Origin of the sequence: Ihubacter massiliensis, from assembly GCF_024125305.1 — a bacterium.
Classification (GTDB): Bacteria; Bacillota; Clostridia; order Peptostreptococcales; family Anaerovoracaceae; genus Hominibacterium; species Hominibacterium faecale.
Genome location: NZ_JAMXVH010000001.1, coordinates 2,247,648 through 2,270,204, shown reverse-complemented (window position 1 = coordinate 2,270,204; position 22,557 = coordinate 2,247,648). Strand labels below are relative to the sequence as shown.

30 protein-coding genes and 1 pseudogene are annotated in these 22,557 nt (G+C 46.4%); 30 read left to right on the top strand and 1 reads right to left on the bottom strand.

Features of this window, described 5'->3' with window-relative positions; translation table 11 throughout:
• The first annotated feature begins 58 nt into the window (after nucleotides 1–58).
• The 13 genes and pseudogenes from NIA71_RS10615 to NIA71_RS10555 all read left to right on the top strand — a co-directional run bounded on the left by NIA71_RS10615 (nucleotide 59) and on the right by NIA71_RS10555 (nucleotide 10,701).
• Entirely contained in the window at nucleotides 59–1,045 is a 987-nt protein-coding gene (locus NIA71_RS10615) for an MFS transporter (RefSeq protein ID WP_253020364.1), read from the top strand.
• Nucleotides 982–1,332 carry a hypothetical protein gene (locus NIA71_RS10610; protein ID WP_253020363.1) on the top strand — a complete coding sequence of 117 codons (351 nt, stop codon included), beginning with the start codon at nucleotides 982–984 and terminating at the stop codon, nucleotides 1,330–1,332. Before NIA71_RS10615 ends, NIA71_RS10610 begins: the two co-directional genes overlap by 64 nt.
• A 21-nt stretch (nucleotides 1,333–1,353) precedes the next feature.
• Nucleotides 1,354–2,436: an amidohydrolase family protein gene (locus NIA71_RS10605; protein ID WP_253020362.1), complete on the top strand. Its 1,083-nt coding sequence runs from the start codon at nucleotides 1,354–1,356 to the stop codon at nucleotides 2,434–2,436.
• A 37-nt stretch (nucleotides 2,437–2,473) separates the two neighbouring features.
• Nucleotides 2,474–4,141 (top strand): amidohydrolase, encoded by a 1,668-nt coding sequence (locus NIA71_RS10600; RefSeq protein WP_253020361.1) that lies wholly within the window; start codon nucleotides 2,474–2,476, stop codon nucleotides 4,139–4,141.
• A gap of 2 nt (nucleotides 4,142–4,143) precedes the next feature.
• Nucleotides 4,144–4,620, top strand: coding sequence for a DUF3237 domain-containing protein (locus NIA71_RS10595; protein ID WP_253020360.1), 477 nt, complete (start codon nucleotides 4,144–4,146; stop codon nucleotides 4,618–4,620).
• Between the two features lie 17 nt (nucleotides 4,621–4,637).
• Nucleotides 4,638–5,117, top strand: a complete 480-nt coding sequence (locus tag NIA71_RS10590; protein ID WP_253020359.1) for a DUF3237 domain-containing protein — start codon at nucleotides 4,638–4,640, stop codon at nucleotides 5,115–5,117.
• Nucleotides 5,118–5,132: 15 nt separating this feature from the next.
• On the top strand, nucleotides 5,133–6,353 hold the full coding sequence (locus tag NIA71_RS10585; RefSeq protein WP_227755593.1) for a saccharopine dehydrogenase family protein: 1,221 nt from the start codon (nucleotides 5,133–5,135) through the stop codon (nucleotides 6,351–6,353).
• A 643-nt stretch (nucleotides 6,354–6,996) separates the two neighbouring features.
• Complete coding sequence (locus tag NIA71_RS10580) at nucleotides 6,997–7,191, top strand: DUF3791 domain-containing protein (protein ID WP_253020358.1); 195 nt, start codon at nucleotides 6,997–6,999, stop codon at nucleotides 7,189–7,191.
• Nucleotides 7,136–7,588 (top strand): annotated as a pseudogene (locus NIA71_RS10575) (DUF3990 domain-containing protein). The gene NIA71_RS10580 and the pseudogene NIA71_RS10575 overlap by 56 nt, the downstream one beginning before the upstream one ends.
• A gap of 90 nt (nucleotides 7,589–7,678) precedes the next feature.
• A complete protein-coding gene (locus NIA71_RS10570; RefSeq protein ID WP_148396165.1) occupies nucleotides 7,679–7,906 on the top strand; it encodes a hypothetical protein in 228 nt (75 codons plus the stop codon).
• Between the two features lie 268 nt (nucleotides 7,907–8,174).
• Nucleotides 8,175–10,154, top strand: a complete 1,980-nt coding sequence (locus tag NIA71_RS10565; protein WP_253020357.1) for a thioredoxin domain-containing protein — start codon at nucleotides 8,175–8,177, stop codon at nucleotides 10,152–10,154.
• Between the two features lie 86 nt (nucleotides 10,155–10,240).
• Nucleotides 10,241–10,477: a YdbC family protein gene (locus NIA71_RS10560; RefSeq protein ID WP_148396167.1), complete on the top strand. Its 237-nt coding sequence runs from the start codon at nucleotides 10,241–10,243 to the stop codon at nucleotides 10,475–10,477.
• A 68-nt stretch (nucleotides 10,478–10,545) separates the two neighbouring features.
• Nucleotides 10,546–10,701: a hypothetical protein gene (locus NIA71_RS10555; RefSeq protein WP_227755590.1), complete on the top strand. Its 156-nt coding sequence runs from the start codon at nucleotides 10,546–10,548 to the stop codon at nucleotides 10,699–10,701.
• A gap of 36 nt (nucleotides 10,702–10,737) precedes the next feature.
• On the opposite strand, the gene NIA71_RS10550 is transcribed toward NIA71_RS10555, so the two are convergent.
• Nucleotides 10,738–10,944 carry a DUF378 domain-containing protein gene (locus NIA71_RS10550; protein ID WP_148396168.1) on the bottom strand — a complete coding sequence of 69 codons (207 nt, stop codon included), beginning with the start codon at nucleotides 10,942–10,944 and terminating at the stop codon, nucleotides 10,738–10,740.
• A 77-nt stretch (nucleotides 10,945–11,021) separates the two neighbouring features.
• On the opposite strand from NIA71_RS10550, the gene NIA71_RS10545 reads away from it, so the two are divergent.
• The 17 genes from NIA71_RS10545 (at nucleotide 11,022) to rplX (ending at nucleotide 22,553) form a co-directional block, all read left to right on the top strand.
• Nucleotides 11,022–12,686, top strand: coding sequence for a nucleoside kinase (locus NIA71_RS10545; protein ID WP_253020356.1), 1,665 nt, complete (start codon nucleotides 11,022–11,024; stop codon nucleotides 12,684–12,686).
• 27 nt (nucleotides 12,687–12,713) lie between these two features.
• Entirely contained in the window at nucleotides 12,714–13,616 is a 903-nt protein-coding gene (locus NIA71_RS10540) for a PfkB family carbohydrate kinase (RefSeq protein WP_253020355.1), read from the top strand.
• Nucleotides 13,613–14,233: a lactate utilization protein gene (locus tag NIA71_RS10535; RefSeq protein WP_148396171.1), complete on the top strand. Its 621-nt coding sequence runs from the start codon at nucleotides 13,613–13,615 to the stop codon at nucleotides 14,231–14,233. Before NIA71_RS10540 ends, NIA71_RS10535 begins: the two co-directional genes overlap by 4 nt.
• A gap of 94 nt (nucleotides 14,234–14,327) precedes the next feature.
• A complete protein-coding gene (locus tag NIA71_RS10530) occupies nucleotides 14,328–15,149 on the top strand; it encodes a PhzF family phenazine biosynthesis protein (RefSeq protein WP_227755587.1) in 822 nt (273 codons plus the stop codon).
• 1,184 nt (nucleotides 15,150–16,333) lie between these two features.
• Entirely contained in the window at nucleotides 16,334–16,645 is a 312-nt protein-coding gene (gene rpsJ / locus NIA71_RS10525) for a 30S ribosomal protein S10 (protein WP_148396173.1), read from the top strand.
• A 289-nt stretch (nucleotides 16,646–16,934) separates the two neighbouring features.
• Nucleotides 16,935–17,570 (top strand): 50S ribosomal protein L3, encoded by a 636-nt coding sequence (gene rplC / locus NIA71_RS10520; RefSeq protein WP_148396174.1) that lies wholly within the window; start codon nucleotides 16,935–16,937, stop codon nucleotides 17,568–17,570.
• Nucleotides 17,571–17,595: 25 nt separating this feature from the next.
• Nucleotides 17,596–18,219: a 50S ribosomal protein L4 gene (rplD, locus tag NIA71_RS10515; RefSeq protein ID WP_148396175.1), complete on the top strand. Its 624-nt coding sequence runs from the start codon at nucleotides 17,596–17,598 to the stop codon at nucleotides 18,217–18,219.
• Entirely contained in the window at nucleotides 18,219–18,509 is a 291-nt protein-coding gene (gene rplW / locus NIA71_RS10510) for a 50S ribosomal protein L23 (protein ID WP_148396176.1), read from the top strand. The genes rplD and rplW overlap by 1 nt, the downstream gene beginning before the upstream one ends.
• A gap of 18 nt (nucleotides 18,510–18,527) precedes the next feature.
• Complete coding sequence (gene rplB, locus NIA71_RS10505) at nucleotides 18,528–19,361, top strand: 50S ribosomal protein L2 (protein ID WP_148396177.1); 834 nt, start codon at nucleotides 18,528–18,530, stop codon at nucleotides 19,359–19,361.
• Nucleotides 19,362–19,377: 16 nt separating this feature from the next.
• Nucleotides 19,378–19,656: a 30S ribosomal protein S19 gene (rpsS, locus tag NIA71_RS10500; RefSeq protein ID WP_148396178.1), complete on the top strand. Its 279-nt coding sequence runs from the start codon at nucleotides 19,378–19,380 to the stop codon at nucleotides 19,654–19,656.
• Nucleotides 19,657–19,674: 18 nt separating this feature from the next.
• Entirely contained in the window at nucleotides 19,675–20,007 is a 333-nt protein-coding gene (gene rplV, locus NIA71_RS10495; protein ID WP_148396179.1) for a 50S ribosomal protein L22, read from the top strand.
• A gap of 17 nt (nucleotides 20,008–20,024) precedes the next feature.
• Nucleotides 20,025–20,918, top strand: coding sequence for a 30S ribosomal protein S3 (gene rpsC, locus NIA71_RS10490; RefSeq protein WP_148396180.1), 894 nt, complete (start codon nucleotides 20,025–20,027; stop codon nucleotides 20,916–20,918).
• Nucleotides 20,919–20,941: 23 nt separating this feature from the next.
• Nucleotides 20,942–21,373 (top strand): 50S ribosomal protein L16, encoded by a 432-nt coding sequence (rplP, locus tag NIA71_RS10485; RefSeq protein ID WP_148396181.1) that lies wholly within the window; start codon nucleotides 20,942–20,944, stop codon nucleotides 21,371–21,373.
• Nucleotides 21,373–21,576, top strand: coding sequence for a 50S ribosomal protein L29 (rpmC, locus tag NIA71_RS10480; protein ID WP_148396182.1), 204 nt, complete (start codon nucleotides 21,373–21,375; stop codon nucleotides 21,574–21,576). The genes rplP and rpmC overlap by 1 nt, the downstream gene beginning before the upstream one ends.
• 18 nt (nucleotides 21,577–21,594) lie before the next feature.
• Nucleotides 21,595–21,855, top strand: a complete 261-nt coding sequence (gene rpsQ, locus NIA71_RS10475) for a 30S ribosomal protein S17 (RefSeq protein ID WP_148396183.1) — start codon at nucleotides 21,595–21,597, stop codon at nucleotides 21,853–21,855.
• Nucleotides 21,856–21,867: 12 nt separating this feature from the next.
• Nucleotides 21,868–22,236 carry a 50S ribosomal protein L14 gene (gene rplN / locus NIA71_RS10470; RefSeq protein ID WP_148396184.1) on the top strand — a complete coding sequence of 123 codons (369 nt, stop codon included), beginning with the start codon at nucleotides 21,868–21,870 and terminating at the stop codon, nucleotides 22,234–22,236.
• A gap of 11 nt (nucleotides 22,237–22,247) precedes the next feature.
• Entirely contained in the window at nucleotides 22,248–22,553 is a 306-nt protein-coding gene (rplX, locus tag NIA71_RS10465) for a 50S ribosomal protein L24 (RefSeq protein ID WP_148396185.1), read from the top strand.
• Nucleotides 22,554–22,557 lie beyond the last annotated feature (4 nt).

The following is a 22,557-nucleotide window of genomic DNA, read 5'->3' as shown; positions in this document are numbered from 1 at the left end:
CAGAATAGTAGGATAATAATACAAAGCAAAGCTGCTCGAAAATTAAGGAGGTAACAAGATGAACAACAAAATGAAGCTGAGGGATGAGAACGGGAAAGTATACTTTGGCTGGTATATTCTCATCATGTCTGCAATCGTCGGAACTCTAATTTATAACGGAATTATTTCCACATCGGGCGTATTTCTATTGCCGGTTACGACGGAGCTGGGAATCCCTGTGGGGGCATTTTCCTTCTACATTTCCATTTTATCGATCGCCAATATTATTACACTGTATTTTATATCCAGAAAGCTGAACAAAGGAAACATGAAAAAGATCATGCTCATAACAGGAGCCTTGGGTGCTTTGTCCTTTGTGGGGTTCGCCTTCAGCACGCAGATCTGGCACTTCTATTTATTTTCCATCCCAATGGGAGTTTGCTTCGGCGCATGCACCATGACACCTTGCACGATTTTAGTCAGTAATTGGTTTGGGCCAAAGGTAAGAGGAAAAGCAATGAGCTTTTATATTGCAGGGGTTTCCTTGATCGGTATGCCGGTTATTAATCTTTTAAACTATGTGATCTTAGGAAACGGCTGGAGAGGCGGATATGTTTTCTGTGCGGTCGGCGTGCTGATCTGCCTGCCTCTGATGGCAAAGCTGGCAGTCTGGAGCCCGGCCGATAAAGGCGTAGCAAGAATGGGAGATGAAGAGGAGGCGGTTGAGGCAGGACCGGTGGACCCGGATGCGACTGCCGGATACACCGCAAGAGAAGGGCTTAAAAAATCCGCTGTATGGATTGCGCTCCTTTCATGTTTATTCGTTACATTAGCATCCAGCTCCATGCTGCAGCACGGTATCCCGACCCTCATAATGTCAGGACAGTCTCCGGCAATCGCGACCTTTATTTCATCACTAATTTCCATTGCCCTCATCGGCACCAACATCATCATCGGCTGGGCAACGGACCGGTTTGGCGTTCAGTTCGGCGCCGTAGCAACATGCCTTTTTTGTTCGCCGTCGGCGTATTGGGCTATGCCATGGTGGGAACCATCCCGGGCCTGATGTATCCTGCGATTCTTCTTTACGCCTTTGGCGTGCCTGCGGTCAATACGGTTTCACCTCTGATTATCGCCTACATATGCGGAGAAAAAGCAATCCAAAAATTTATCAGCTACATGAATATGCTGATCGCCGTGGGCGGAATCTTCGGCGCAACAGTTGTGGGATTGCTGTTTGACGCAACAGGCGGCTATAAAATCCCATGGCTGATCATGGCGGCGGTATTGCTGATCGCGGCAATCATGAGAGCTGCGGCAACCTCGAAAATGAACAAGTATGCAGCAGAATAACTGGAGAAAGAGATCAGGAAAATGAAAGCAGATATTATTATAAAAAACGGCAGGGTGTTTTCCGCGGAAAAAGCCGATTGCATTGCGATCGGTGAGGGGAAAATCATCAAAGTCGGCACTGAAAAAGACATGAAGTATTATGAAGATAAGGGCGCAACGATCCTTGACGCAGAGAGAAACAGCGTGATCCCCGTATTTATCGACGCTCATCTGCATGCGTCCTCCTGTACGGAACTCTTTAAAACAAAACTGATGTATGGTTTTGAAAGACATGAAGGGGAAGGCAGGCAGGAATACATTGATCGAATGGTGACGGAAATCAAGGCGTATTGCGACTCGAAACCGGACGCCCCGATCATCCGGATCGTTGGCTGGAACCCTGCGGAGTTTCAGCAGGACCCGGAAGGCGAGCCGACCTGCAAAGATCTTGATAAAATATGCGAAGATAGGCCGTTAACCATGAGGTCCTATGACCATCATTATCTGCTGGTCAATAGTAAAGTGCTGGAAAGGGCTGGAATAACAAAGGATACGGAAGATCCTTCCGGCGGCATGAAACGGGATTCGGACGGGAACCCCACCGGACTTTTTCGGGAAATGCAGGCCATAAACATTGTGTTTGACCATTTGGAGCTGGCGGACTTCTCTGTTGAAGAATACAAGGAAGGTCTGCTGGCCTTCCAGGACCAGCATGCGCTGCCCAACGGAATCATGGGGATCTTCGACGCATATGCCAGTAAAAATGCCATGGCTGCCTATCAACAGCTTGCAAAAGCAGGGGAATTGAAAATAAGGGTGCGGACCGCATGGCTGGCAGATCCGGGAAAAGATGACAGCCAGTTTGACCGGATGATCGCGGAAAAAGGCAAATATGATGTGGGCGATGACTTTAAAATTGAAACCATCAAGTTCTTTTGCGACGACGGCCTGTTTGGGTTTTATATGAATGAACCCTTTGAAAAAGAGATTTTAAGGGTTCACGGATTGCAGCAGGATTACAGAGGGTCTTCCCAGTGGTCCGATGAAAGGTTGAAAGCTATTGCGATTTGGAGAAAACAGACGAAATGGAACTTGAATTCACGAAAATCACCCATCGTATTTTGAAAGGTGAAATTCTGTAAATCATTTGGGAGAAAGCAAAATGAAGAAATACATAATAAAAAATTCCAGGATATGGACAGCAGATGAAAAACATCCATGGGCGGATTGCATTGCGATCAAGGATAAGCGCATCGAATATGTGGGAGCTTATGAGGACCTCAATGCCGATGAAGATTTCGCTGAAGTGGATGCGCAAGGGAAGATGATGATTCCTGCATTTCTTGACAGCCATACCCATGTGGCCGCCACAGCGAAAACCCTATGGTGCCTTCTGCTGGAAAAGAAGGAATACGGCTCCATCGATGCGGTCATGGAAGTCGTTAAGGAATACGCATTGGAACATCCAAAAGAGGAGGCGCCGTACATATATGCCTATTCCTGCCCGACCTATCTCATGGATGTAAGTTATGCGGACCGGTATTTTATGGATCAGTATATTTCAGACCGGCCTGTGCTGCTCTGCGATATGAATTTTCACCGGTGCCTGGTGAACAGCAAGATGCTGGAGCTGATGGAAGTGGATGAGACGGTGGAATACGACCCTTCCACATCCTGCAATTATGAAAGGTTTGAAGGAAATATCCCAAACGGCATCATTCAGGAGCGCGCATTTGAGTTCCGACATGACATTGAAAAAATGTTTGAAAAACTCAATTGGTACCCGCCGTCAGAATCAGACCCGGAAATCTTGAGCAGGGTGTTTGAAAAAATGACAGACTATGGCATCTGCGGGCTCCATGACGGGTTTTCTGATTCAGAGGATGTCTTTGCAGGCGTTAAGGCTCTTGAGAATCAGGGCAGGCTGAATCATTATTACCATACGATGCCATTGATGGCCAGTTTTTCGGATCTTGAAGAAACGATCAAAACGGCCAAGGAATGGGCGGCCAAGTATAACGATGATTTGATTCGGGTCGACAGTATCAAGTATTTCCTGGACGGAACCAATGAATTGGGGACAGGGGCTGTGCTAGAGCCTTTTGTCAATGACCCCAATAATTTTGGCAAGATCAATATGTCGGAGGAGGAACTTACCCAGGTATTTGAGCGGCTGAACCAAGAAAGCCTGAGTATCCAGATCCATCTGGTCGGCGACCGCTCTTTCCGAACAGCCCTTAATGCAGTAGAACGCGCGCAGGAGCAGGAACGAAAAAAAGGCAGGGATTTTACGATCCGCGTAACCTTGCTCCATTGCGAGCTCATACATCCTGACGACAGAAAACGTGCCGCAAAGCTGGGCGTATATATTAATTTCACACCAATCTGGGCAGGCGGAGCCTTTGGAGACGGTGCAAAAAAATATCTTGGCGGAAGACGATACAATAGCATGTATTCCTTTAATGAAGTGATAAAATCAGGGGCAACTGTAAACTTTTCGGCAGATGTGGTCGATGAGGAAAGTCTTCCTGAAGCAGAGCCGCTTGTGGGAATTCAAGTAGGTCATACGAGAAAAGAGGTGGGCCCGGAGAGTCCGGTCAGAGAGCCGGCCGATGAGTGTCTGTCGCTGGAAGACCTGCTGAAAGGTTATACCATAAATAATGCAAAGGGAATGGGTATCGCGGATAAAACGGGAAGTCTGGAAATGGGTAAAATGGCGAATCTATGTATTCTATCGGGCAATCTATTTGAGACACCCGCAGAGGACATACATAACATAAAGGCTGAGGTTGTTATCTTTGAAGGAAATGTGGTCAGGGGGGAGTTATAGCTATGGAAATGAAAAAGTATCCTTTGCCTGCTCCCAAATTTGAAAAGCTGTTTCGGGCCGAAGTGCTGCTTGGCGATGTGTATCCCCTTGGAAACATTGGCGGAGGCTATCAGGAGATTGTAGCGGTCACTGGCGGCAGCTTTGAAGGGAGCATCCATGGAGAAATTATGAGTTTCGGCGGCGACTGGGGCCTGCTTTATGACGATACGGTAAACAACCTGGACACCAAATACCTCCTTAAAACGGATGACGGAGCATATATTTCTGTTCATTGCAGGGGACGGCTGATTATGAGTCTGGAGGACATGCAGAAATCAGATGAAGGGCTTTTAGCGGAAGAGGATTACTATTTCAGGCAGAGCATCAGCTTTACAACAGGGGCCGATCCATATCGCTGGATGAACGAGATTGTCGCTGTCGGCATTTCTGCTATCACGGATGACGGAAATATTTGTCTGGATGTATATAAGCTTATATAATAGAAAGGAAAGATGGTATGAAAAATAGAATGAAACTGCCCAAAGCGGAGCTGGAGCATCTGTTTTATATTGAAGTGGATCTGCATCAGAATCTATATGAAATCGGGGATGTGGGGCGGGGAGATCTGGTGATCTGCCCGATCGCCGGCGGAAGATTTGAAGGTAAGATAACGGGAGAAGTGCTGAATTTCGGTGCGGACTGGAACCTGATGTACCCAAACTATTTGAATTGCGTGGATACGCGATATCTTCTGAAGACGGACGATGGCGCGCTGATTTCGCTGACAACCATTGGCAGAGCAGTAATCAAACCGGAACAGGATGAAGCCATGGAGCGGGGCGAATATGTGGACCCGGCGGACTACTATTTTAGACAGCATCTGCTGTTTGAAACCGGGGACGAAAGATATGACTGGATAAATGGCGCCTGCTGTTTTGGGGTGCTTGGGTGCAAGGATGAATGGACGATTGTATATGATGCATATATGGTGAAATAAAAGGAGTGAATAAACATGAAAAAGATTTTAGTATTAGGAACAGGAGCGCAAGGCTCGACCGTAGCGCAGAGAATGGACGAGGAACCCAATGTAAGCGAAATCATCTGTGCGGACTACGACAAAAAAGCAGTTGACGAATTGGTGAAAATTTTAAACAAAGCAAAAGGCATGATCGTGGATGCCAATGACGTCGACAGCATCATCAAAGCGGCGGATGGCGTGGACCTGATCGTAAACGCGCTGCCCATCGCCTTTGCACCAAATGTTTTGGAGGCGGCAATCGCTGTGAAAGCCAACTACCAGGACTTTGCGGCCACCGATGTTTTGGATACCTGGTGGCCGAAATGCGTAGAAATCATGTATGAAGATTATGGAAAGCGTTTCGCGGAGATCGGCAAGATGGCGATTATCGGTACCGGCTCCGCACCCGGAATGATGTGCGTAGCGACGAAAAGCTGCATGAGATACCTGGACACTTGCGATGACATTCTCATGATGGTTTACGAAGGCGTGGAGGCCAAGCGTTTCCTGCCATTCTGGTGGTCGCCCTTTACGGCTCTTTCCGATATGATCGACCCGACTTTTGCCCTCAAAGACGGCGTTCTGGTGGAAACAGAGCCCCATAGCCTGCCGGTAACAAGACACTTCAAGGGCTGCGCCGCGCCGGTGACCCTGGTGGAACACGCCCATGACGAAACGGTTTACATGGGACTGAACAAAGATACCCACTTCAAGGGAGCAAAGAATATTAACTTTAAGTACGGCGGCGTAGGAATCAACTTTTCCACTCCGCTCTACCGGGCGGGCCTGCTTTCCAGAGAAGAAGAGACTTACAAGGGCCATACCTTCGTGCCATTTGATGTCATTGTATCCCACTTGCCGCCTGCGCCAAAGTTTAAGGAAGAAATCAAGGAAATCCTGGACGAGGGCCTTGTAAAGGATGAGGGCGCGTTCGTAATCGAAGCCACCGGAACCAAGGACGGCAAGAAGGTTATGGTTGAAACTTACTTGTACGCTCCGGGCTGTGTGGAATCCTTTGAAAGAGCCGGCATCACAGGCGAAATGTATTTGACCGGACAGTGCGGCTCCCTTTTTACAAAGATGTTTGTAAACGATGACTACACCCAGACCGGGCTCATTTCCTCCGATATGCTGACCTATGAGGAATGCGACCTGTATCTGGACTATGCGAAAGCCTTGGACATCACTCTGGAAACGGAAGTGAAGCCTCTATAAAACATAATTACGGTTAGGGAAGAAACCTGGCTGGTTTGCTGGGTTTCTTTTCGTTTACAGTCCTGGGAGGGGCTGCGGCTGAGATGACTCCCGGGCGGGGCGGTTTAGCGCGACTGGAGCGGGGCGCCTTTTCTTGATCTGGTGTGGCCCTCACAGAAGCTCTTCGGGAAAAAAGCAAAAAAATCATCCAAAATTTACGCAGTTTTCAACGGCCGCAGCCTCTTGAAATGAGCTTTCAGCAACCATCCGCGCCTTTTCTCGATCAGAGGCCCCGCAATCCCACAACTTTGCGTAAAGAATGAAGATTTTTACAGAAGTTTTCCGGGAATCTGCGGCCGTGGTGGTTGGGATAGAATGGTAAGAAAGCTATTAATACTGAATGTGAAAATAATTGGAGGGAATAGAATGAAACAAATTATGATGAACGAAATGAATTTCAGCATATTCCGCTCTTTGATTTTCTTGACAGCAAATTTCCTAAAAATGGATGTAAACACGATTGTTCTCTATTAGAAAAATATTGCAACACAAAAAACTTGATGCGTTAGTCCTTAAAAAATGGTTTGAGAAGCATGGTGTTTTTAGTTAAACGAAACGAATTATTTGTGATATACTATATTTGAATCAAGAAAGGAGAACAGCGATGTTTAAAAACATAATGGACGAAAATTTAATCGTCGTGGCTGCGGTAGAGGGCTATGCTCGTAAGCACAGTATGGACGAAAAGACCGTCTTCGAAATCTTTCATAAATTTAATCTTTTGCATTTGCTGCGCTCTCAATATGAAGTCCTCCATACACAGGATTTGGATGAAAGCGTTTTTTTGCCGAAGATGTGATAAAGAGGAACAAATGATGAAGAAACTGACATTATATCACGGATCGAATCAAAAATTCGATGTTGTTGATCTTTCAAAATCACGGGACAAACGAGATTTCGGGCGGGGATTTTATATGACAACACTACAAGAACAGGCGGAACATTGGGCAGAGAATATGTATATCCGCTATGGTGGTGAAGGCCAGTATATTTAAGAATTTACCTTAGAGATGCCAGATGATCTAAAAGTAAAAATATACCAGGGACTCTGTGAAGAGTGGCTGAACATGGTAAAAGCAAACCGAATGGAAGGTAATGTTCAACACGAGTATGATATTGTTTGCGGCCCTGTTGCAAATGATAACACCATGAGAACGATTGCACTGAGGGTATCTATACTGTGGATATGGCTTTAGAGCAATTAAAGTTTTTCAAGGCAAATGATCAAGTTTCCATTCATACGGAAAGTGCACTTGCGTATCTCACGTTGGAAGGGAGGCGCTCCATTGAAAGGTAAATATATTTATCGAGGGCAAGATATCACATTGGATGTGCTCATGAAAATTGAGCATGTTGTTCGCATCCTTTCCGAAAGGGAAGGGAGAGAATTTGATGATATGTATCAGGATTTTTTAGGATCAAAGACATATGCCGCATTGAAAAAGATGGAATCCCTTTTGTGGGCTGAGAGCGCAGAGTTTATCGCCGATGAATATGATCGCGAAACGCATTAAAACAGTGAAGGAAAACATTAAAAGCAAAGATGGCAGAGGCTAAAAAATGATTAAACTACAAATAAACCCAAAAGTATATGGTAATCTTTTATACATCTATCAGTGATTTCTTTAATCTTTGAAGATCAGTTGAATAAAGAATAAAATACAAGAAGTTCAAAAATAGAGCTTGCCTTTCAGGCTCTATTTTTAATTCTCCCAAAACCGGGTATCAATAAACCATCTTCGGAAACACTAATACAAAATGTCAAAAAAGGTGGTACCCATCATGGAAAATAAACTTATAAACGAAAAGTCCCCGTATCTTCACCAACATGCAAACAACCCGGTGAACTGGTACCCGTGGGGCGAAGAGGCCTTCCAAAAAGCAGAACAAGAAGACAAGCCGATCTTCCTTTCCATCGGCTATTCGACCTGTCACTGGTGCCACGTGATGGCCCACGAATCCTTTGAAGACCAGGAGGTCGCCCAACTTCTCAACGGCGGCTTCGTTTCCATAAAAGTGGACCGGGAGGAGCGCCCGGACGTGGATGCGGTATATATGGCCGTCTGCCAGGCTCTGACCGGATCCGGCGGCTGGCCCCTGACCATTATCATGACGCCAAAAAAAGAACCGTTCTTCGCAGGAACGTATTTCCCCAAACGGGGAAAACGCGGCCAGGCCGGTCTGATCGAGCTGCTTACCTTTATCCAGGAAACCTGGCAGGAGAACAAAAGCAAGCTGATCTTGGAAGGGCATAAAATAACCAACTTCATAAAAGAACATGCACAAGAGACCGCAGCAGGAGGCGCAGACGACGAGGACTTGATGGAAAAAGCCCGGGACTACTACAAGCAGACCTTTGATGCACGATGGGGCGGATTTGGCCCCATGCCGAAATTCCCTTCGCCTCATAATCTTTTGTTTCTAATGGAAACAGGGGGAAGCGAAGAATTGGGTATGGCCCAAAAGACGCTGATCCAGATGTATCGGGGTGGTCTGTTCGACCACATCGGCGGCGGATTCAGCCGCTATTCAACCGATGAACGGTGGCTGGCGCCCCATTTTGAAAAAATGCTCTACGACAATGCGCTGCTGATTCTGGCATATGCTAAAGGTTATGAAAAGACCGAAAACCAACTGTATAAGGAGATCGTCCAGCGGACAGTTCAATATATCGAGCGGGAGCTGACGGATGAAGAAGGCGGTTTTTATTGCGGACAAGACGCGGACAGCGAAGGTGAAGAGGGAAAATACTACCTTTTTACTCCCGGCGAAATCATCCAAGTGCTGGGCGAAGAGGATGGCGGCGCATTCTGCCGGCAATTCGACATCACGGCCGCCGGTAATTTTGAGGGAAAAAGCATTCCCAACCGGATTAAAGATGCCCAATATGAGCAGATGCCGTCCAAAGACCAGGTGGAAAAACTGTTGGAATATCGGAAAAAGAGGACCTGGCTGCACAAGGACGATAAAGTGCTGACGGGTTGGAACGGCTTGATGATCGCAGCGCTGTGCAGAGCGTCGAGATTGATGAATGAGTCTCAGTACCTTGAGCTGGCAGAGGCGGGAGCACGTTTTATCTGGAACAATCTGCAGCAGGACGGATATTTAAAAGCAAGATGGCGCCAGGGAGAAGCCGCCCATGCAGGAACACTGGATGACTATGCATTTTTAGCCTGGGGCCTGCTGGAGTGCTATCGGAGCACCCTGGAAGCCGACTATTTGGAACGTGCCATACAGATTGGAAAGCGAATGACGGAGCAGTTCTTTGATTGGGAAAATGGCGGCTGCTACCTGTACGGTAAAGATAGCGAACAGCTGATTATCCGCCCCAAAGAGGCATATGACGGTGCGATGCCGTCGGGAAATTCTGTTGCTGCCCTGGTAATGGACCAGCTGGCTTTTTATACCGGTGAGGACAGCTGGCGGCAGGCGCGGGAAAAACAATGGGATTTTATGAGGGCAAAAGCGGCAGGACATCCTGCGGCGCTCAGCTTCTTTCTTTGGCAAATGGAAGAAGAACAGAGCTCCAGCCAGTTGATCTGTACTTCGCAGGCGGCGCTTCCTCCACAAAGCTTTCAAAACTATAACGTGAAGATTCTGCAGGTTACAGAAGAAAACCGGGAAAAAATGCTCATAATCGCCCCGTTTCTAAGCCAATACCCAATCCCGGAAAAAGAGGCTTCCTATTACCTTTGCAGAGGGCAGCGATGCGAAAGTCCGGTCAGCAGCTTGAAAGAATTGGAAGAAAAATACAATTTATGATTGACAAAATATGTAAATTAAAATATAATATGGATGCGGGTAAAAAAGGGGCCCGCATTCATTCTGGGAAAGGAGATACATAGAAAATGCATGATAATGAAAGAAGCGAGATCGTATTTGAGATCAAAGAACAGATTGGTGTGATAAAGCCGTATCCTACCGGCTGGAACAAAGAACTGAACCTGGTATCATGGAACGGTAATCCCGTAAAATATGATATAAGGGATTGGGATCCGGAGCATGAACATATGTCCAGGGGAATTACACTGCATCCGGATGAGATGCGTAAGATTGTTCAATTGCTCAAAGACCGGCAGGTCTGAGGGAAAGACACATAATCGGGGGAAATGCATATAGTGATAGAAAAAGACTTTTTAGGAGGTATTTCCATATGAGATGCTATAACAAAAACGAAGAAGGCATTGAGCCTGCTCTGTTATTTTTCTTCTTGATCCTTGTGCTGATCTTCTGCAAACCAGGAATCGTCGGATGCGGCGATGAATGCTGCGAAAGAGAACCGGTATGTGAACCGTCCTGTGACTGTTAAACGCTTGCTTAGCACCAGTAAAAATTCCGTCTGTAATCAGACGGAATTTTTACTTCTATCAAAGAAGAATGAAATGGCATAAAGTCCGGCGAGCCCAACTACAGCGAAAATGATTTTGCTGATAAAGAGCAGGCTGTTCCCAAAGATTGCTGTGACCAGATTAAAGTTAAAGAATCCAATCAAGCCCCAATTTATTGCGCCGATGATGATCAGCGCAAGAACTAATTTTTTCAAAGTACTCACCCCTTTCAATAGGTATTTTGCCCATTTCTACATAAAATATGATATACTAATCAGTAATCGTTTAAGGAGGAAGTCACGTGAAGATTAAATTAAAAACAGGCCCAAAAGAGCCGGAACGTGAAATTGAAATAAAAAACCCTGTTCCCATAGAAGAATTAAAAGACACTTGGGGCAAAGAACTGCCCTATACAATTCTTGCTGCTAAGGTGGATAATAAAATAGAAGAGTTGACCATGATTGTTGACCATGACTGCAGTATCGAGTTTCTGGACATGCGCACGCAAGCTGCAAATCTGATTTATCAATACAGTCTGTGTTTGATTTATCTAAAAGCAATCGAGGATGTGCTGGGAAAGATACCTGTGGAAATTCAGAACTCTCTTAACAAAGGACTTTATACAGAAATTAAAACTGCCAGGGCCGTAACCGAACCGCAAGTGCGTGCTATTGAAAGACGGATGAAGCTGCTGGTGAAAGAGAACCGGCCTATTGTAAAAGAATCTGTATCCTGGGATCAGGCAATTAAGCTGCTGACCGAACGAGGTTATGAAGAAAAGATTCGAATTTTAAAAAATCACCCGGAGATTGAGCATCCCGTGTTCTACTGCCTGGATAATTATAAAAATTTCTTTTACGGAGCCATGGTTCCTTCAACCGGATATATCAAGTTCTTTGAGCTGGTAAAATATCGCCGCGGCGTTATTCTCCGGTTCCCCTATCCTTCTGAGCCCAACCGCATTCCGCCGTATGTGGATGAGAAAAAGCTTTGCTCTGCGTTTGGTGAAGCGAAAAAATGGCACAAGCTTTTAAAGATTTCTTATCTGGCCGATCTCAACGAAAAGGTTCGGGACGGAGAATATAAAGAAATCATTTTGCTTTCGGAAGCACTCCATGAGAAAAAGGTGGCCGAGATTGCAGACCAGATCACAAGAGGTAAAAAACGCATCATACTGATAGCAGGCCCGTCATCTTCCGGGAAAACTACTTTTGCCAGACGGCTGTGCATACAACTTAAGGTCAACGGGCTGGATCCGCTGTATATGGGTACGGACGATTATTTTGTAGAACGGAAGGACACTCCGCTGGATGAAGATGGGGAACCTAACTACGAAGATTTATCCGCCATTGACATCGATCTGTTCAACAGTAACATGAATGGCCTGCTCTGCGGCAAGCAGGTAGACCTTCCTACCTTTGATTTCATTGAAGGAACGAAGCTTTACGGCAAACGGATTACGTCGATCAAACCCCATCAGCCTATTGTCATAGAAGGGATTCATGCCCTCAACAAAGAACTGACCAAATATATATCGGAGGAAGAAAAGTTCCGCATTTATATCAGTCCGTTCACCCAATTGAATATTGACAGCCATAATCGGATTCCCACTACCGATGCCCGGATTCTGAGGCGAATGGTCAGGGATCATCTTTTCAGAGGCCATTCTGCAAAGATGACCATTGCTGACTGGCCCAAGGTACGCAAGGGGGAGGACAAAAATATTTTTCCATTTAATGGAGAGGCGGATGTGCTGTTTAATTCGGCATTGACCTATGAGCTGGCTGTTTTGAAAAAATATGCCCAGCCCCTATTGGAAGAAATCGATCGATCAGAGCCGGAATACAGCGACGCGCGGAGACTGCTCAAGTTTCTGACCTTTTTCGAGGCCATTGAGGAGGAATCGATCATTCCCAACAATTCGATCCTGAGAGAGTTTATAGGCGGAAGTATATTTGTAGAATGATTCATATAGGAAAAGGAGAAATATTGAATGAGCGAAATTACAGTAATTGGTGGAATTAAAGGAAATGTTGTAGCAAATGCACAAGAGCAGCTGATGGCTGCCCAGCAGAATGGAGGAACCATCTCCGTTTCGTACGGCGGAACAGGACGTAATATTGCGGAAAACCTGGGACGGCTGGGTGCTGCTACGGCTTTTGTGGGCGCAGCGGGAAATGATATCGTAGGCAGGGGGGCCAAGTTGGAACTGGAAGCCTTGGGGGTGGATACGTCTCAGCTGCATTTGATTGAAGGACAAAATACTGCCATGAATATCTCAATTCTCGATATTGTCGGCGATCTGGAATTTGGGGTGGAGAACATCGACGCGTACGGCTTGATCGATCTTGAGGCGATCGATCAAGTGCTGCCCATGATCAATAATTCTGAGATCGTGTGTGTGGATGGAACCTTGTCCGAAGGCGTTTTAACCTATTTGGCAGAAACGGTAGAAGTGCCGCTGTTTTTCGACCCGCATACGGAAGAGGACGCAAAAAAAGTCAAAGAATTCATCGGCTCTTTCCATACCATCAAGCCCAATCGAGGAGAAGCGTCCGCTATCTGCGGCCTGGATATTTTCAGCGAAGACCAGTTGATGGAAGCTGGCAAATGGTTTGTTGATCAGGGGGTGAAACGTGTATTTATCACCATGAGCGGCGGCGGTGTCTATTATAAGGAAGGGATGAAGGAAGGAATTCTGCGGCCGGAGCAGGTGCTGCCTTTTGCCAATGAAGAGGGGGCCGGCGATGCTTTTTCCGCGGCTATCCTGGACGGAACGAGAAAGAACATGGATATAGAGGCGATTGCAGCATACGGAATGAAGGCGGCGGCCATCGCCTTGGAAAGTAAATGCGCGGTAAATCCGCTGATGAGTGAGAGGAGGATGCAGGAATGAATGAACACGTAAAAGAAGCCAATAAAAAACGGATCGAAGCCATTATTAAAAATCTAGAAACTCGAAACATGAGCGGTTACTATTGTGAAACCGCAGAGGATGCCAAGAATAAGATTTTGTCCATGATCAGCGAGGGCGACCTGGTTTCTTGGGGCGGATCGGCTTCTCTGGATGAGCTGGGAATTAAAAAAGAATTGAAAAACGTGCTGGACGGAACAGCTCCTTCCAAGGAGGAAGCCCTGGAAAACCGCCGCAAAGCGTTTATGGCAGATGTATATCTGACTGGAACCAATGCCGTTACTATGGATGGAGAGCTGGTCAATATTGACAAGACGGGCAACCGGGTAGCGGCCATGTGCTTTGGACCTAAAAAAGTCATTGTAGTGGCAGGAATTAATAAAATTGTTGAAAATGAAGATGCTGCTGTCGGCAGGATCCGGACAGAGGCCTGCGTGCCCAATGCCATTCGCTTGGGGTTGATGACACCGTGCGCAGTAACTGGAAAATGCGCCCACTGCCTGGGACAGTCCATGTGCTGCTATACTGTGACTACCAGAGCCAGCGCGATTAAGGACAGGATACATATTATATTGGTTAATGAACACTTAGGCTATTAAAGTCTTACGGCCCAGTGAACGCCTGTCCGCGTCTGCCCGCTGTTAGAAGCGGAGTGCGGGGCAGGCGTTTTGTTTAAATGAAAGGGAGGAGCCTATGCAAATTGAATATTATATTGTGGACGTTTTTACAAATGATAAGTTCGGCGGTAATCCGGCGGCGGTCTGCCTTTTAGAGGAGGCGATTTCCACGAAACTGCAGCAAAAAATTGCGTCAGAGATTAATTTGTCTGAGACGGCATTTCTCATTAAAAGGAGCGATGCCGGCGCGGTTTATGATCTGCGTTGGTTTACACCTAAAGTGGAAGTGGAATTGTGCGGCCATGCGACCTTGGCATCCGGATATGTTTTGTATGAGCAAGCAGGCGTGAACGCGGATGCGGTCCGGTTCAACACCTTATCGGGCGTTCTTTCAGTTGCCAAAGCCCAAGAGCGCTTCTGGCTAACGCTGCCCAAAAGAAAACCCAGTCCGACAGGATGTTACAAGTCTTTTGCTTCAGCGTTTGGTACGGACAATTTTCAGACATTGAAAGCCAATGATTTTTTTCTGGTCTTTGATTCACCGGAAGAAGTGGCAGCGCTCGAGCCGGATTTTGAGAAGTTGAAGCTGGTGAAAGAAGAGGCGGGACTGGAGGATGACGTATTCGGCATCATTGTTACGGCCCGCGGCGGCGGATTTGGCTGCGATTTTGTTTCGCGATTTTTTGCGCCTAATGCAGGCATTAATGAAGATCCGGTTACCGGGAGAGCCCATAGCAGCCTGGTGCCGTATTGGTCAGACGTTCTGCATAAAAAGGATTTGACCGCAAAGCAGCTGTCGGAGCGGCGAGGAGATATCGCCTGCGTCAATAACGATGATGATACGGTGAGCTTGGGAGCGGAACTCCAAATCTTCTCCAAAGGGTACATTTTGCTTTAACAAGGTGATAGTGTTTTATCGGGTTTGGCTGGCCAGCCTGGTTGGGCAGCGGGATTGAGCAGCCGGAGAAACTTTCTGGAAATATCTGATTTATTTACGCAAAGCTGTGGATTTGTGGGGCGTCATATTGAGAATAAAGGGAGTTTCCTGTCCCATCTCCAATTCGAGAGGGAATAACCGTTGAAAAATGCGTAAATTCTGCGACGTATCCTTAATTATTTCACAGACGGCCCCATTCCTTTCAAAAACCAAACCTTAACCAACTGAGCCGGCGGGCCAGAAAAGGGCTTACTATCAAAAACCATGAAAGAAATATTGGAAACCAGACTGTTTCTGGTTTACAGCCTGCCTTTCCAGAGCCAAGCCGCACCAAAACTATCAGGATTGGTCCCGCAACCATTTAATGCTGATCGTTTTCAAGTATTAAACATCAAGCACCCGGCACCAAGCAGCGGGAAAGCCCGCCCGCAATAAATCCTCTTAAAACTGCCGCTTATCTTCCCGCCCCCCTCCCAATACTACAGGCCTCACCCCTCAATTCAAAAAAACGCAGCAATTTCTCCCTCAACTCTATCGTCAGCCCGCATCTTCAACAATCCCAGCATCTCGTATCAAGCTCTGCCAAAACTATGACCCAGCATACAAAAAACATGCAACCCGTGCGGCAACCTGCACTGCCCAAGCCGCCGCCAGATTTCGCAGAAGCTGCCTCCCAACAATCGTCCGCTGCATCCGCCAAATCCCATATCTTGTAGGCAAATCGCTAAAACTAAGAAAAGATACACTAGAAATGCAGCGAAAAAGGAACACCAGGATGCGTGTTCAGAAAACATCTCTTTTATGCATTGGAAACACAGCCTTTTGCCTGTCCAAAAAACATAAAAAATAGATCAATTTTTTTACCAAAAACCCTTGCAATTTCCAATCATGTGGTATATACTACAAAAGCTTGTGTAAGGCGATGAAGTAGGAAGTTACCTTGCTATAGGATAATTTCTACCGAGAATTGTCCCCACCAGATGGGGGCGAAGGGATTCGCCGGCTTTTTGCTTTGTGTAAAAAATTAAGAAACACACGGAGCCGTGTACTAAGCAAGCAAGACCTCGTACACGCACTTGAAAAGCGGGCAGCAGAACCCCCTGTACGAGCATAGCGAAAACAGTACAAAAAATTAGGAGGATGAAATGAGCGAATTACAGAAAATCAGAATTAAGCTTAAGGCTTATGACCACGCACTGCTGGATCAGAGCGCAGCCAAGATCGTCGAAACAGCAAAGAAGACCGGCGCAGAAGTTTCCGGCCCGATTCCGCTGCCGACAGAAAAAGAGGTCATCACGATCTTAAGAGCGGTCCACAAATACAAGGACTCGAGAGAACAGTTCGAACAGAGAACACATAAGAGACTGATCGACATCACCAGTGCTACGGCTAAGACGACCGACGCACTGACAAAGCTCGATCTGCCTGCCGGCGTGGACATTGAAATTAAGCTGTAAAACGTTGCATTCCGGTAGATTACTGCCGGCGCGATAACTTTTTACAGAACAAAAGCTGCTTTGCAGCAGCACAAAAAATGTAAGGGAACTCCCCTTAGTAAGATTGCATGAGAGGGAAGACGGCCTAAAAGAAAGAGTTGCAGATACAGGTCAGGGCTTCCAGCAGTAAAGCGCAGCCAAAAGCAAGTTTTGGGCGCTTCTTGCAGGAGAACTTCGGCGATTTGCATCAGCAAATCGGGATAGGGCTTCCAAACCAGAGCAATCCGCTGTAAGAATTAGGAGGAAAAATATGAAAGCGATTTTAGGAAAGAAAGTCGGAATGACTCAGATCTTTACTGACGCAGGCGAAGTGATTCCTGTAACAGTGATCGAGGCAGGTCCGGAAACAGTAACACAGATCAAAACGGTTGAAAACGATGGTTATGCCGCGGCTCAAGTAGCGTTCGAAGATGCGAAAGCCCACAGAATCAACAAGCCGATGACAGGCCATTTTGAAAAAGCAGGCGTTTCTGTCAAGAAGCACCTGGCGGAATTCATAATTGAAGACGGCGAAGCTTATGAAGTAGGACAGGTCATCACCGTAGCTGATTTTGAAGAAGGCAAGAAGCTGGACATTACCGGAACCTCCAAAGGTAAAGGTACCCAGGGCGAAATCAAACGGCACGGACACCATAGAGGCCCGATGACCCACGGCTCCAAGCATAAGAGACTGCCGGGCGGCAAGGCCGGCGCATCCTATCCGGGAAGAGTTTTCAAAGGAAACAAAGAATCCGGAAGAATGGGACGCGATACTGTGACCGTACAGAATGTCGTATTAGTAAAAGTTATTGAAGACAGAAACCTGATGCTGGTAAAAGGTGCTGTACCGGGAAACAAAGGTGGCCTGGTTCGCATTCAGTACGCAGTAAAGGGCGAGGACAAATAGAAGACTTCAGGAAGGAGGAAGTAAAATGGCAAAAGTAACGATGCTTAACATGACTGGAGCAGAAGCCGGAACCATCGAACTGAACGATGAAATCTTCGGAATCGAGCCTAACCAGAACGCAGTACACGCTGTAGTAAAAAATTACTTGGCGAACCAGAGACAGGGAACGCAGTCCGCAAAGACAAGAGCAGAAGTAAGAGGCGGCGGAAGAAAGCCTTTCAGACAGAAGGGAACAGGACGCCATAGACAGGGAAGCACCACAGACCCATCTCAGGTAGGCGGTGGAGTAGTATTTGCTCCAAAGCCAAGAAGTTACAGATATACACTGCCTAAGAAGCTGAGAAGACTGGCAATGAAATCCGCGCTTTCCTCAAAGGTAGAGGAAAAGGAAATCATCGTTTTAGACGAGCTGAAATTGGATGCTCCTAAGACAAAAGAAATGGTAAAAGTTCTGGAAAATATCAAAGCTGGTAAAAAAGCGCTGATCGTTATGGCTGAAAAAGATGAGAACGTGATCCGTTCTGCGGCCAATATTCCGGGAGTTAGAACAGAGCTGGTATCCACAATGAACGTATACGAGATCATCAATCACCCCAGCTTCATTGTAACAAAAGATGCGATTAACAAGATTGAGGAGGTGTACTCATAATGAAAACGCCTTACGATGTAATTTTAAAACCTGTCATCTCTGAAAAAAGTATGGAAGATGCGCAGAACAAAAAATACACATTCAAGGTTGCGGTAGATGCGAACAAGACACAGGTTAAGCACGCTGTAGAAGAAATCTTCGATGTGGAAGTGAAAAAAGTAAACATTATGAACGTTGTCGGCAAACAGAAAAGAATGGGAAGAAGCGTAGGAATGACTGCCGCTAGCAAAAAGGCAATCGTTACTCTGACAGATAAGAGTAAAGAGATCGAATTCTTCCAGAGCTTATAATATAGGAGGTAGGAAAGAATGGGAATCAAAAAATATAATCCGACTACTCCTGGTTTAAGAGGAATGACGGTTTCTACTTTTGAGGAAATCACCAAGGACGCCCCTGAAAAATCCCTTACCGTGACACTGAAAAAGCATGCTGGAAGAAACTCCAGAGGCAAGATCACCGTAAGACACAGAGGCGGCGGATACAGACCCAAATACAGAATCATCGATTTCAAGAGAAATAAAGATGGTGTTCCAGGAACAGTAGCAGCGATCGAATACGATCCGAACAGAAGTGCCAACATTGCCCTGATCAACTATGCTGACGGCGAAAAAAGATATATCATCGCTCCTGAAAAATTAATGGTAGGCGATATGATTGAATCCGGCCCAGAAGCTGATATCAAAGTAGGAAACACCCTTCCGCTGGCAAATATTCCGGTAGGTACCGTGATCCACAACATCGAGCTCAAGCCTGGCAAAGGCGGCCAGATGGTAAGATCCGCAGGTAACGGAGCCCAGCTCATGGCCAAAGAAGGAAAAGAAGCTCAGGTAAGACTTCCTTCCGGCGAAGTGAGAAAAGTGAGAATGGAATGCAGAGCGACCATCGGAGAAGTTGGTAACGGAGACCACGCCAACATCCAGATCGGTAAAGCGGGAAGAAAAAGACACATGGGTATCAGACCTACCGTTCGCGGTTCTGTCATGAACCCCAACGACCACCCACATGGCGGTGGTGAAGGTAAGGCTGGAATTGGTCGTGTAAGTCCGGTTACACCTTGGGGCAAGCCTGCTCTCGGATACAAGACGAGAAAGAAGAACAAGGCTTCCGACAAGTATATCGTTAAGAGAAGAAATGAAAAATAAGGAAGGAGCATAGATAATGGGTAGATCACTGAAAAAAGGCCCTTTCGTCAACAGAAAACTGCTTAAGGCTATCGAAGATATGAATGCAGCCAACGAAAAGAAAGTCATAAAAACATGGTCAAGACCATCCACGATATTCCCGCAGATGGTGGGACACACAATCGCAGTGCATGATGGAAGAAAGCACGTACCTGTATATATCACCGAAGATATGGTAGGACACAGACTTGGAGAATTTGCTCCAACCAGAACTTACAGGGGCCACGCTGCAGACAAGTCATCAAAAGTAAAGTAAGAAAAGGAGAACATGAAAATGGAAGCAAAAGCAATTGCAAAATATGTAAGAATGTCTCCGATCAAGCTTAAGCCTGTTGCAGATCTTGTAAGAGGAAAAGATATAAATGAGGCGCTTACTATATTAAAATTCACACCGGGCAAAGGTGCTGAAATCGTAGAAAAGGTTGTTCAGTCCGCTCTGGCTAATGCTGACGTAAAAGAAATGGACACAGACAACTTATATGTAGCGGAAGTTTATGCTAACCAGGGACCGACTATGAAGAGATGGAGAGCTGGATCACAGGGCAGAGCATCGATCATCTTAAAGAGAAGCAGTCATGTCGGCGTCACTTTAAGAGAAAAGAATTAAGATAGGAGGTTCATTTAATGGGTCAGAAAGTAAGTCCACATGGATTGAGAGTGGGCATCATCAAAGACTGGGATTCCAAATGGTATGCTGACAAAGGAAACTTTGCCGACTACCTGATCGAAGATAATAAAGTTAGAGAGTTCGTAAAGAAAAAGCTGTATGTAGCAGGCGTTTCCAAAATACTGCTGGAGCGTCAGGCTGACAATAAACTGAAAGTCATCGTGCTGACCGCAAAACCCGGTATGGTTATCGGAAGATCCGGAAACGGCATTGACGAACTGAAGAGCGATCTGGAAAAAATGACCGGAAAGGCCATTAATATCGAGATCAAAGAAGTGAGAAGATCCGAGCTGGATGCCCAGCTGACAGCTGAAAGCATCGCACAGGCTCTGGAAAGAAGAATTTCCTTCAGAAGAGCGATGAAGCAGGCCATCGGCAGAACCATGAAAGCCGGCGCAAAAGGTATCAAAGTACTGGTATCCGGCAGATTGGGCGGAGCTGAAATCGCCAGAAACGAAAAGTACAGCGAAGGAAACGTTCCTCTCCACACACTGAGAGCGGACATCGACTATGGATTCGCGGAAGCCGATACCACTTACGGAAAGATCGGCGTCAAAGTGTGGATCAACCACGGAGAAATCCTTGACAAGGGACTCAAGAGCGCGGTTCGCGACGAAGGAAACGGAAGAAGAGACGGCAAAAGAAACAGAAGAGACGGCGACAGAAGACCGAGAAGAGACGGCGACAGAAGAAGAAATGATCGCAGAAGAGACGATAAGCCGGAACTTCCAAAGGCAGTAAATCCGAGAAAGAGAAAAGCTCCGAAGGAAGAACCAGCTAAAGCAGCCGAAGCGCAGACCACAGAAGCACAGGTTGATGCAGCGACCGAAGCAGCAACAACTGAAGAATAGACGAAAGAGAGGAGGAAACGCTGATGTTAATGCCAAAGCGCGTTAAACGCAGAAGAGTCCACAGAGGTAGAATGAAGGGCGTTGCTACCAAAGGTAACAAGGTTACTTACGGAGATTACGGCCTGGTGGCTACCGAATGCGGATGGATAACTTCAAATCAGATCGAGGCAGCCAGAATTGCCATGACCAGATCGGTAAAAAGAGGTGGTAAGGTTTATATCAAAATCTTCCCCCACAAGTCTGTAACAAAGAAACCTGCAGAAGTACGTATGGGTTCCGGTAAAGGTGCTCCGGAGTACTGGGTAGCAGTTGTAAAACCAGGCAGAGTTATGTTTGAAATCGAGGGTGTAACCGAGGCCCAGGCAAGAGAGGCTATGCGTCTTGCATCTCACAAGCTGCCTGTTAAATGTAAATTTGCCATCAAAGAAATGGAAGCAAAGGGTGGTGAAGCATAATGGAACTGAAGAAGATGAGAGAAATGTCAGAAGTGGAACTCAATGCTGAACTGGTAAAGATGAAGAAAGATTTATTCAATCTCAGATTCCAGCACGTTACCGGACAGCTTGAAAACCCGATTAAAATGAGAGATACAAAGAAAGACATCGCCAGAGTCAAGACGATCATCAGAGAAAAACAGCTTGAAAAGGCTCAGGGCTAGTAGAAAGGAGGATGTAATATGACAGTTGAAAGAAACCTCAGAAAAACAAGAGTTGGCGTTGTTGTAAGCGACAAGATGGATAAGACTGTTGTCGTTGCGCTGGAAGACTTCGTAAGACATTCCCTTTATGGTAAAGCTGTAAAGAGAACCAAGAAGGTCAAGGCTCACGATGAAAACAACGAATGCAACATTGGTGATAAAGTTAGAATTATGGAAACAAGACCTCTGTCCAAAGACAAGAGATGGAGACTTGTGAACATCGTAGAGAAAGTTAAGTAAGGAGGCACCAGAATGATTCAGACAGAAACAAGACTGAAAGTCGCTGACAACTCCGGTGCAAAAGAACTTCTGTGTATCCGTATTCTCGGCGGAACAAGCCGTCAGTACGCGAACATCGGAGATGTGATCGTTTGCGCAGTAAAAGACGCGACACCGGGCGGCGTTGTTAAAAAGGGCGACGTTGTTAAGGCAGTTGTAGTTAGATCGAAAAAGGGTGCCAGAAGAGTTGACGGCAGCTATGTAAAATTCGACCAGAACGCGGCTGTAATTTTGAAGGATGATATGACACCGGTCGGCACTCGTATCTTCGGGCCAGTAGCCAGAGAGCTCAGAGAAAAGAGCTTTATGAAGATCGTATCGCTGGCACCGGAAGTATTATAGGAGGCGAGCGGATGCGAATTAAGAAAGACGATACAGTAATTGTACTTACTGGAAAAGATAAAGGTAAGACTGGCAAAGTGCTGAAAGCTATGCCCAAAGACGGCAAAGTGATCGTAGAAGGCATCAACATGCAGACCAAGCACCAGAAGCAGACCCAGAAAGAGGCTGCCGAGATCAAGCATCAGGAAGGTCCGCTGGACGTTTCCAACGTTATGTACTACGATACAAAATCAAAGACCGCCAGCAAGATTGGCTACAAGATGGACGGCGACAAAAAAGTCAGAGTAGCTAAGAAAACCGGCGAAGTAATCGACTAAGAAA

What these genes read in the sequence shown, in the direction of transcription:
- rplV (WP_148396179.1), top strand. Translation starts at nt 19,675, where the DNA reads ATGGAAGCAAAAGCAATTGCAAAATATGTAAGAATGTCTCCGATCAAG.
- NIA71_RS10590 (WP_253020359.1), top strand. Translation starts at nt 4,638, where the DNA reads ATGAAAAATAGAATGAAACTGCCCAAAGCGGAGCTGGAGCATCTGTTT.
- NIA71_RS10605 (WP_253020362.1), top strand. Translation starts at nt 1,354, where the DNA reads ATGAAAGCAGATATTATTATAAAAAACGGCAGGGTGTTTTCCGCGGAA.
- rpmC (WP_148396182.1), top strand. Translation starts at nt 21,373, where the DNA reads ATGGAACTGAAGAAGATGAGAGAAATGTCAGAAGTGGAACTCAATGCT.
- NIA71_RS10555 (WP_227755590.1), top strand. Translation starts at nt 10,546, where the DNA reads ATGAGATGCTATAACAAAAACGAAGAAGGCATTGAGCCTGCTCTGTTA.
- rplD (WP_148396175.1), top strand. Translation starts at nt 17,596, where the DNA reads ATGGCAAAAGTAACGATGCTTAACATGACTGGAGCAGAAGCCGGAACC.
- rplB (WP_148396177.1), top strand. Translation starts at nt 18,528, where the DNA reads ATGGGAATCAAAAAATATAATCCGACTACTCCTGGTTTAAGAGGAATG.
- rplX (WP_148396185.1), top strand. Translation starts at nt 22,248, where the DNA reads ATGCGAATTAAGAAAGACGATACAGTAATTGTACTTACTGGAAAAGAT.
- NIA71_RS10615 (WP_253020364.1), top strand. Translation starts at nt 59, where the DNA reads ATGAACAACAAAATGAAGCTGAGGGATGAGAACGGGAAAGTATACTTT.
- NIA71_RS10595 (WP_253020360.1), top strand. Translation starts at nt 4,144, where the DNA reads ATGGAAATGAAAAAGTATCCTTTGCCTGCTCCCAAATTTGAAAAGCTG.
- NIA71_RS10580 (WP_253020358.1), top strand. Translation starts at nt 6,997, where the DNA reads ATGTTTAAAAACATAATGGACGAAAATTTAATCGTCGTGGCTGCGGTA.
- NIA71_RS10540 (WP_253020355.1), top strand. Translation starts at nt 12,714, where the DNA reads ATGAGCGAAATTACAGTAATTGGTGGAATTAAAGGAAATGTTGTAGCA.
- NIA71_RS10565 (WP_253020357.1), top strand. Translation starts at nt 8,175, where the DNA reads ATGGAAAATAAACTTATAAACGAAAAGTCCCCGTATCTTCACCAACAT.
- rpsJ (WP_148396173.1), top strand. Translation starts at nt 16,334, where the DNA reads ATGAGCGAATTACAGAAAATCAGAATTAAGCTTAAGGCTTATGACCAC.
- NIA71_RS10530 (WP_227755587.1), top strand. Translation starts at nt 14,328, where the DNA reads ATGCAAATTGAATATTATATTGTGGACGTTTTTACAAATGATAAGTTC.
- rpsC (WP_148396180.1), top strand. Translation starts at nt 20,025, where the DNA reads ATGGGTCAGAAAGTAAGTCCACATGGATTGAGAGTGGGCATCATCAAA.
- NIA71_RS10535 (WP_148396171.1), top strand. Translation starts at nt 13,613, where the DNA reads ATGAATGAACACGTAAAAGAAGCCAATAAAAAACGGATCGAAGCCATT.
- rplC (WP_148396174.1), top strand. Translation starts at nt 16,935, where the DNA reads ATGAAAGCGATTTTAGGAAAGAAAGTCGGAATGACTCAGATCTTTACT.
- NIA71_RS10610 (WP_253020363.1), top strand. Translation starts at nt 982, where the DNA reads ATGCCTTTTTTGTTCGCCGTCGGCGTATTGGGCTATGCCATGGTGGGA.
- NIA71_RS10560 (WP_148396167.1), top strand. Translation starts at nt 10,241, where the DNA reads ATGCATGATAATGAAAGAAGCGAGATCGTATTTGAGATCAAAGAACAG.
- rpsQ (WP_148396183.1), top strand. Translation starts at nt 21,595, where the DNA reads ATGACAGTTGAAAGAAACCTCAGAAAAACAAGAGTTGGCGTTGTTGTA.
- rplW (WP_148396176.1), top strand. Translation starts at nt 18,219, where the DNA reads ATGAAAACGCCTTACGATGTAATTTTAAAACCTGTCATCTCTGAAAAA.
- NIA71_RS10600 (WP_253020361.1), top strand. Translation starts at nt 2,474, where the DNA reads ATGAAGAAATACATAATAAAAAATTCCAGGATATGGACAGCAGATGAA.
- rplP (WP_148396181.1), top strand. Translation starts at nt 20,942, where the DNA reads ATGTTAATGCCAAAGCGCGTTAAACGCAGAAGAGTCCACAGAGGTAGA.
- rpsS (WP_148396178.1), top strand. Translation starts at nt 19,378, where the DNA reads ATGGGTAGATCACTGAAAAAAGGCCCTTTCGTCAACAGAAAACTGCTT.
- NIA71_RS10585 (WP_227755593.1), top strand. Translation starts at nt 5,133, where the DNA reads ATGAAAAAGATTTTAGTATTAGGAACAGGAGCGCAAGGCTCGACCGTA.
- rplN (WP_148396184.1), top strand. Translation starts at nt 21,868, where the DNA reads ATGATTCAGACAGAAACAAGACTGAAAGTCGCTGACAACTCCGGTGCA.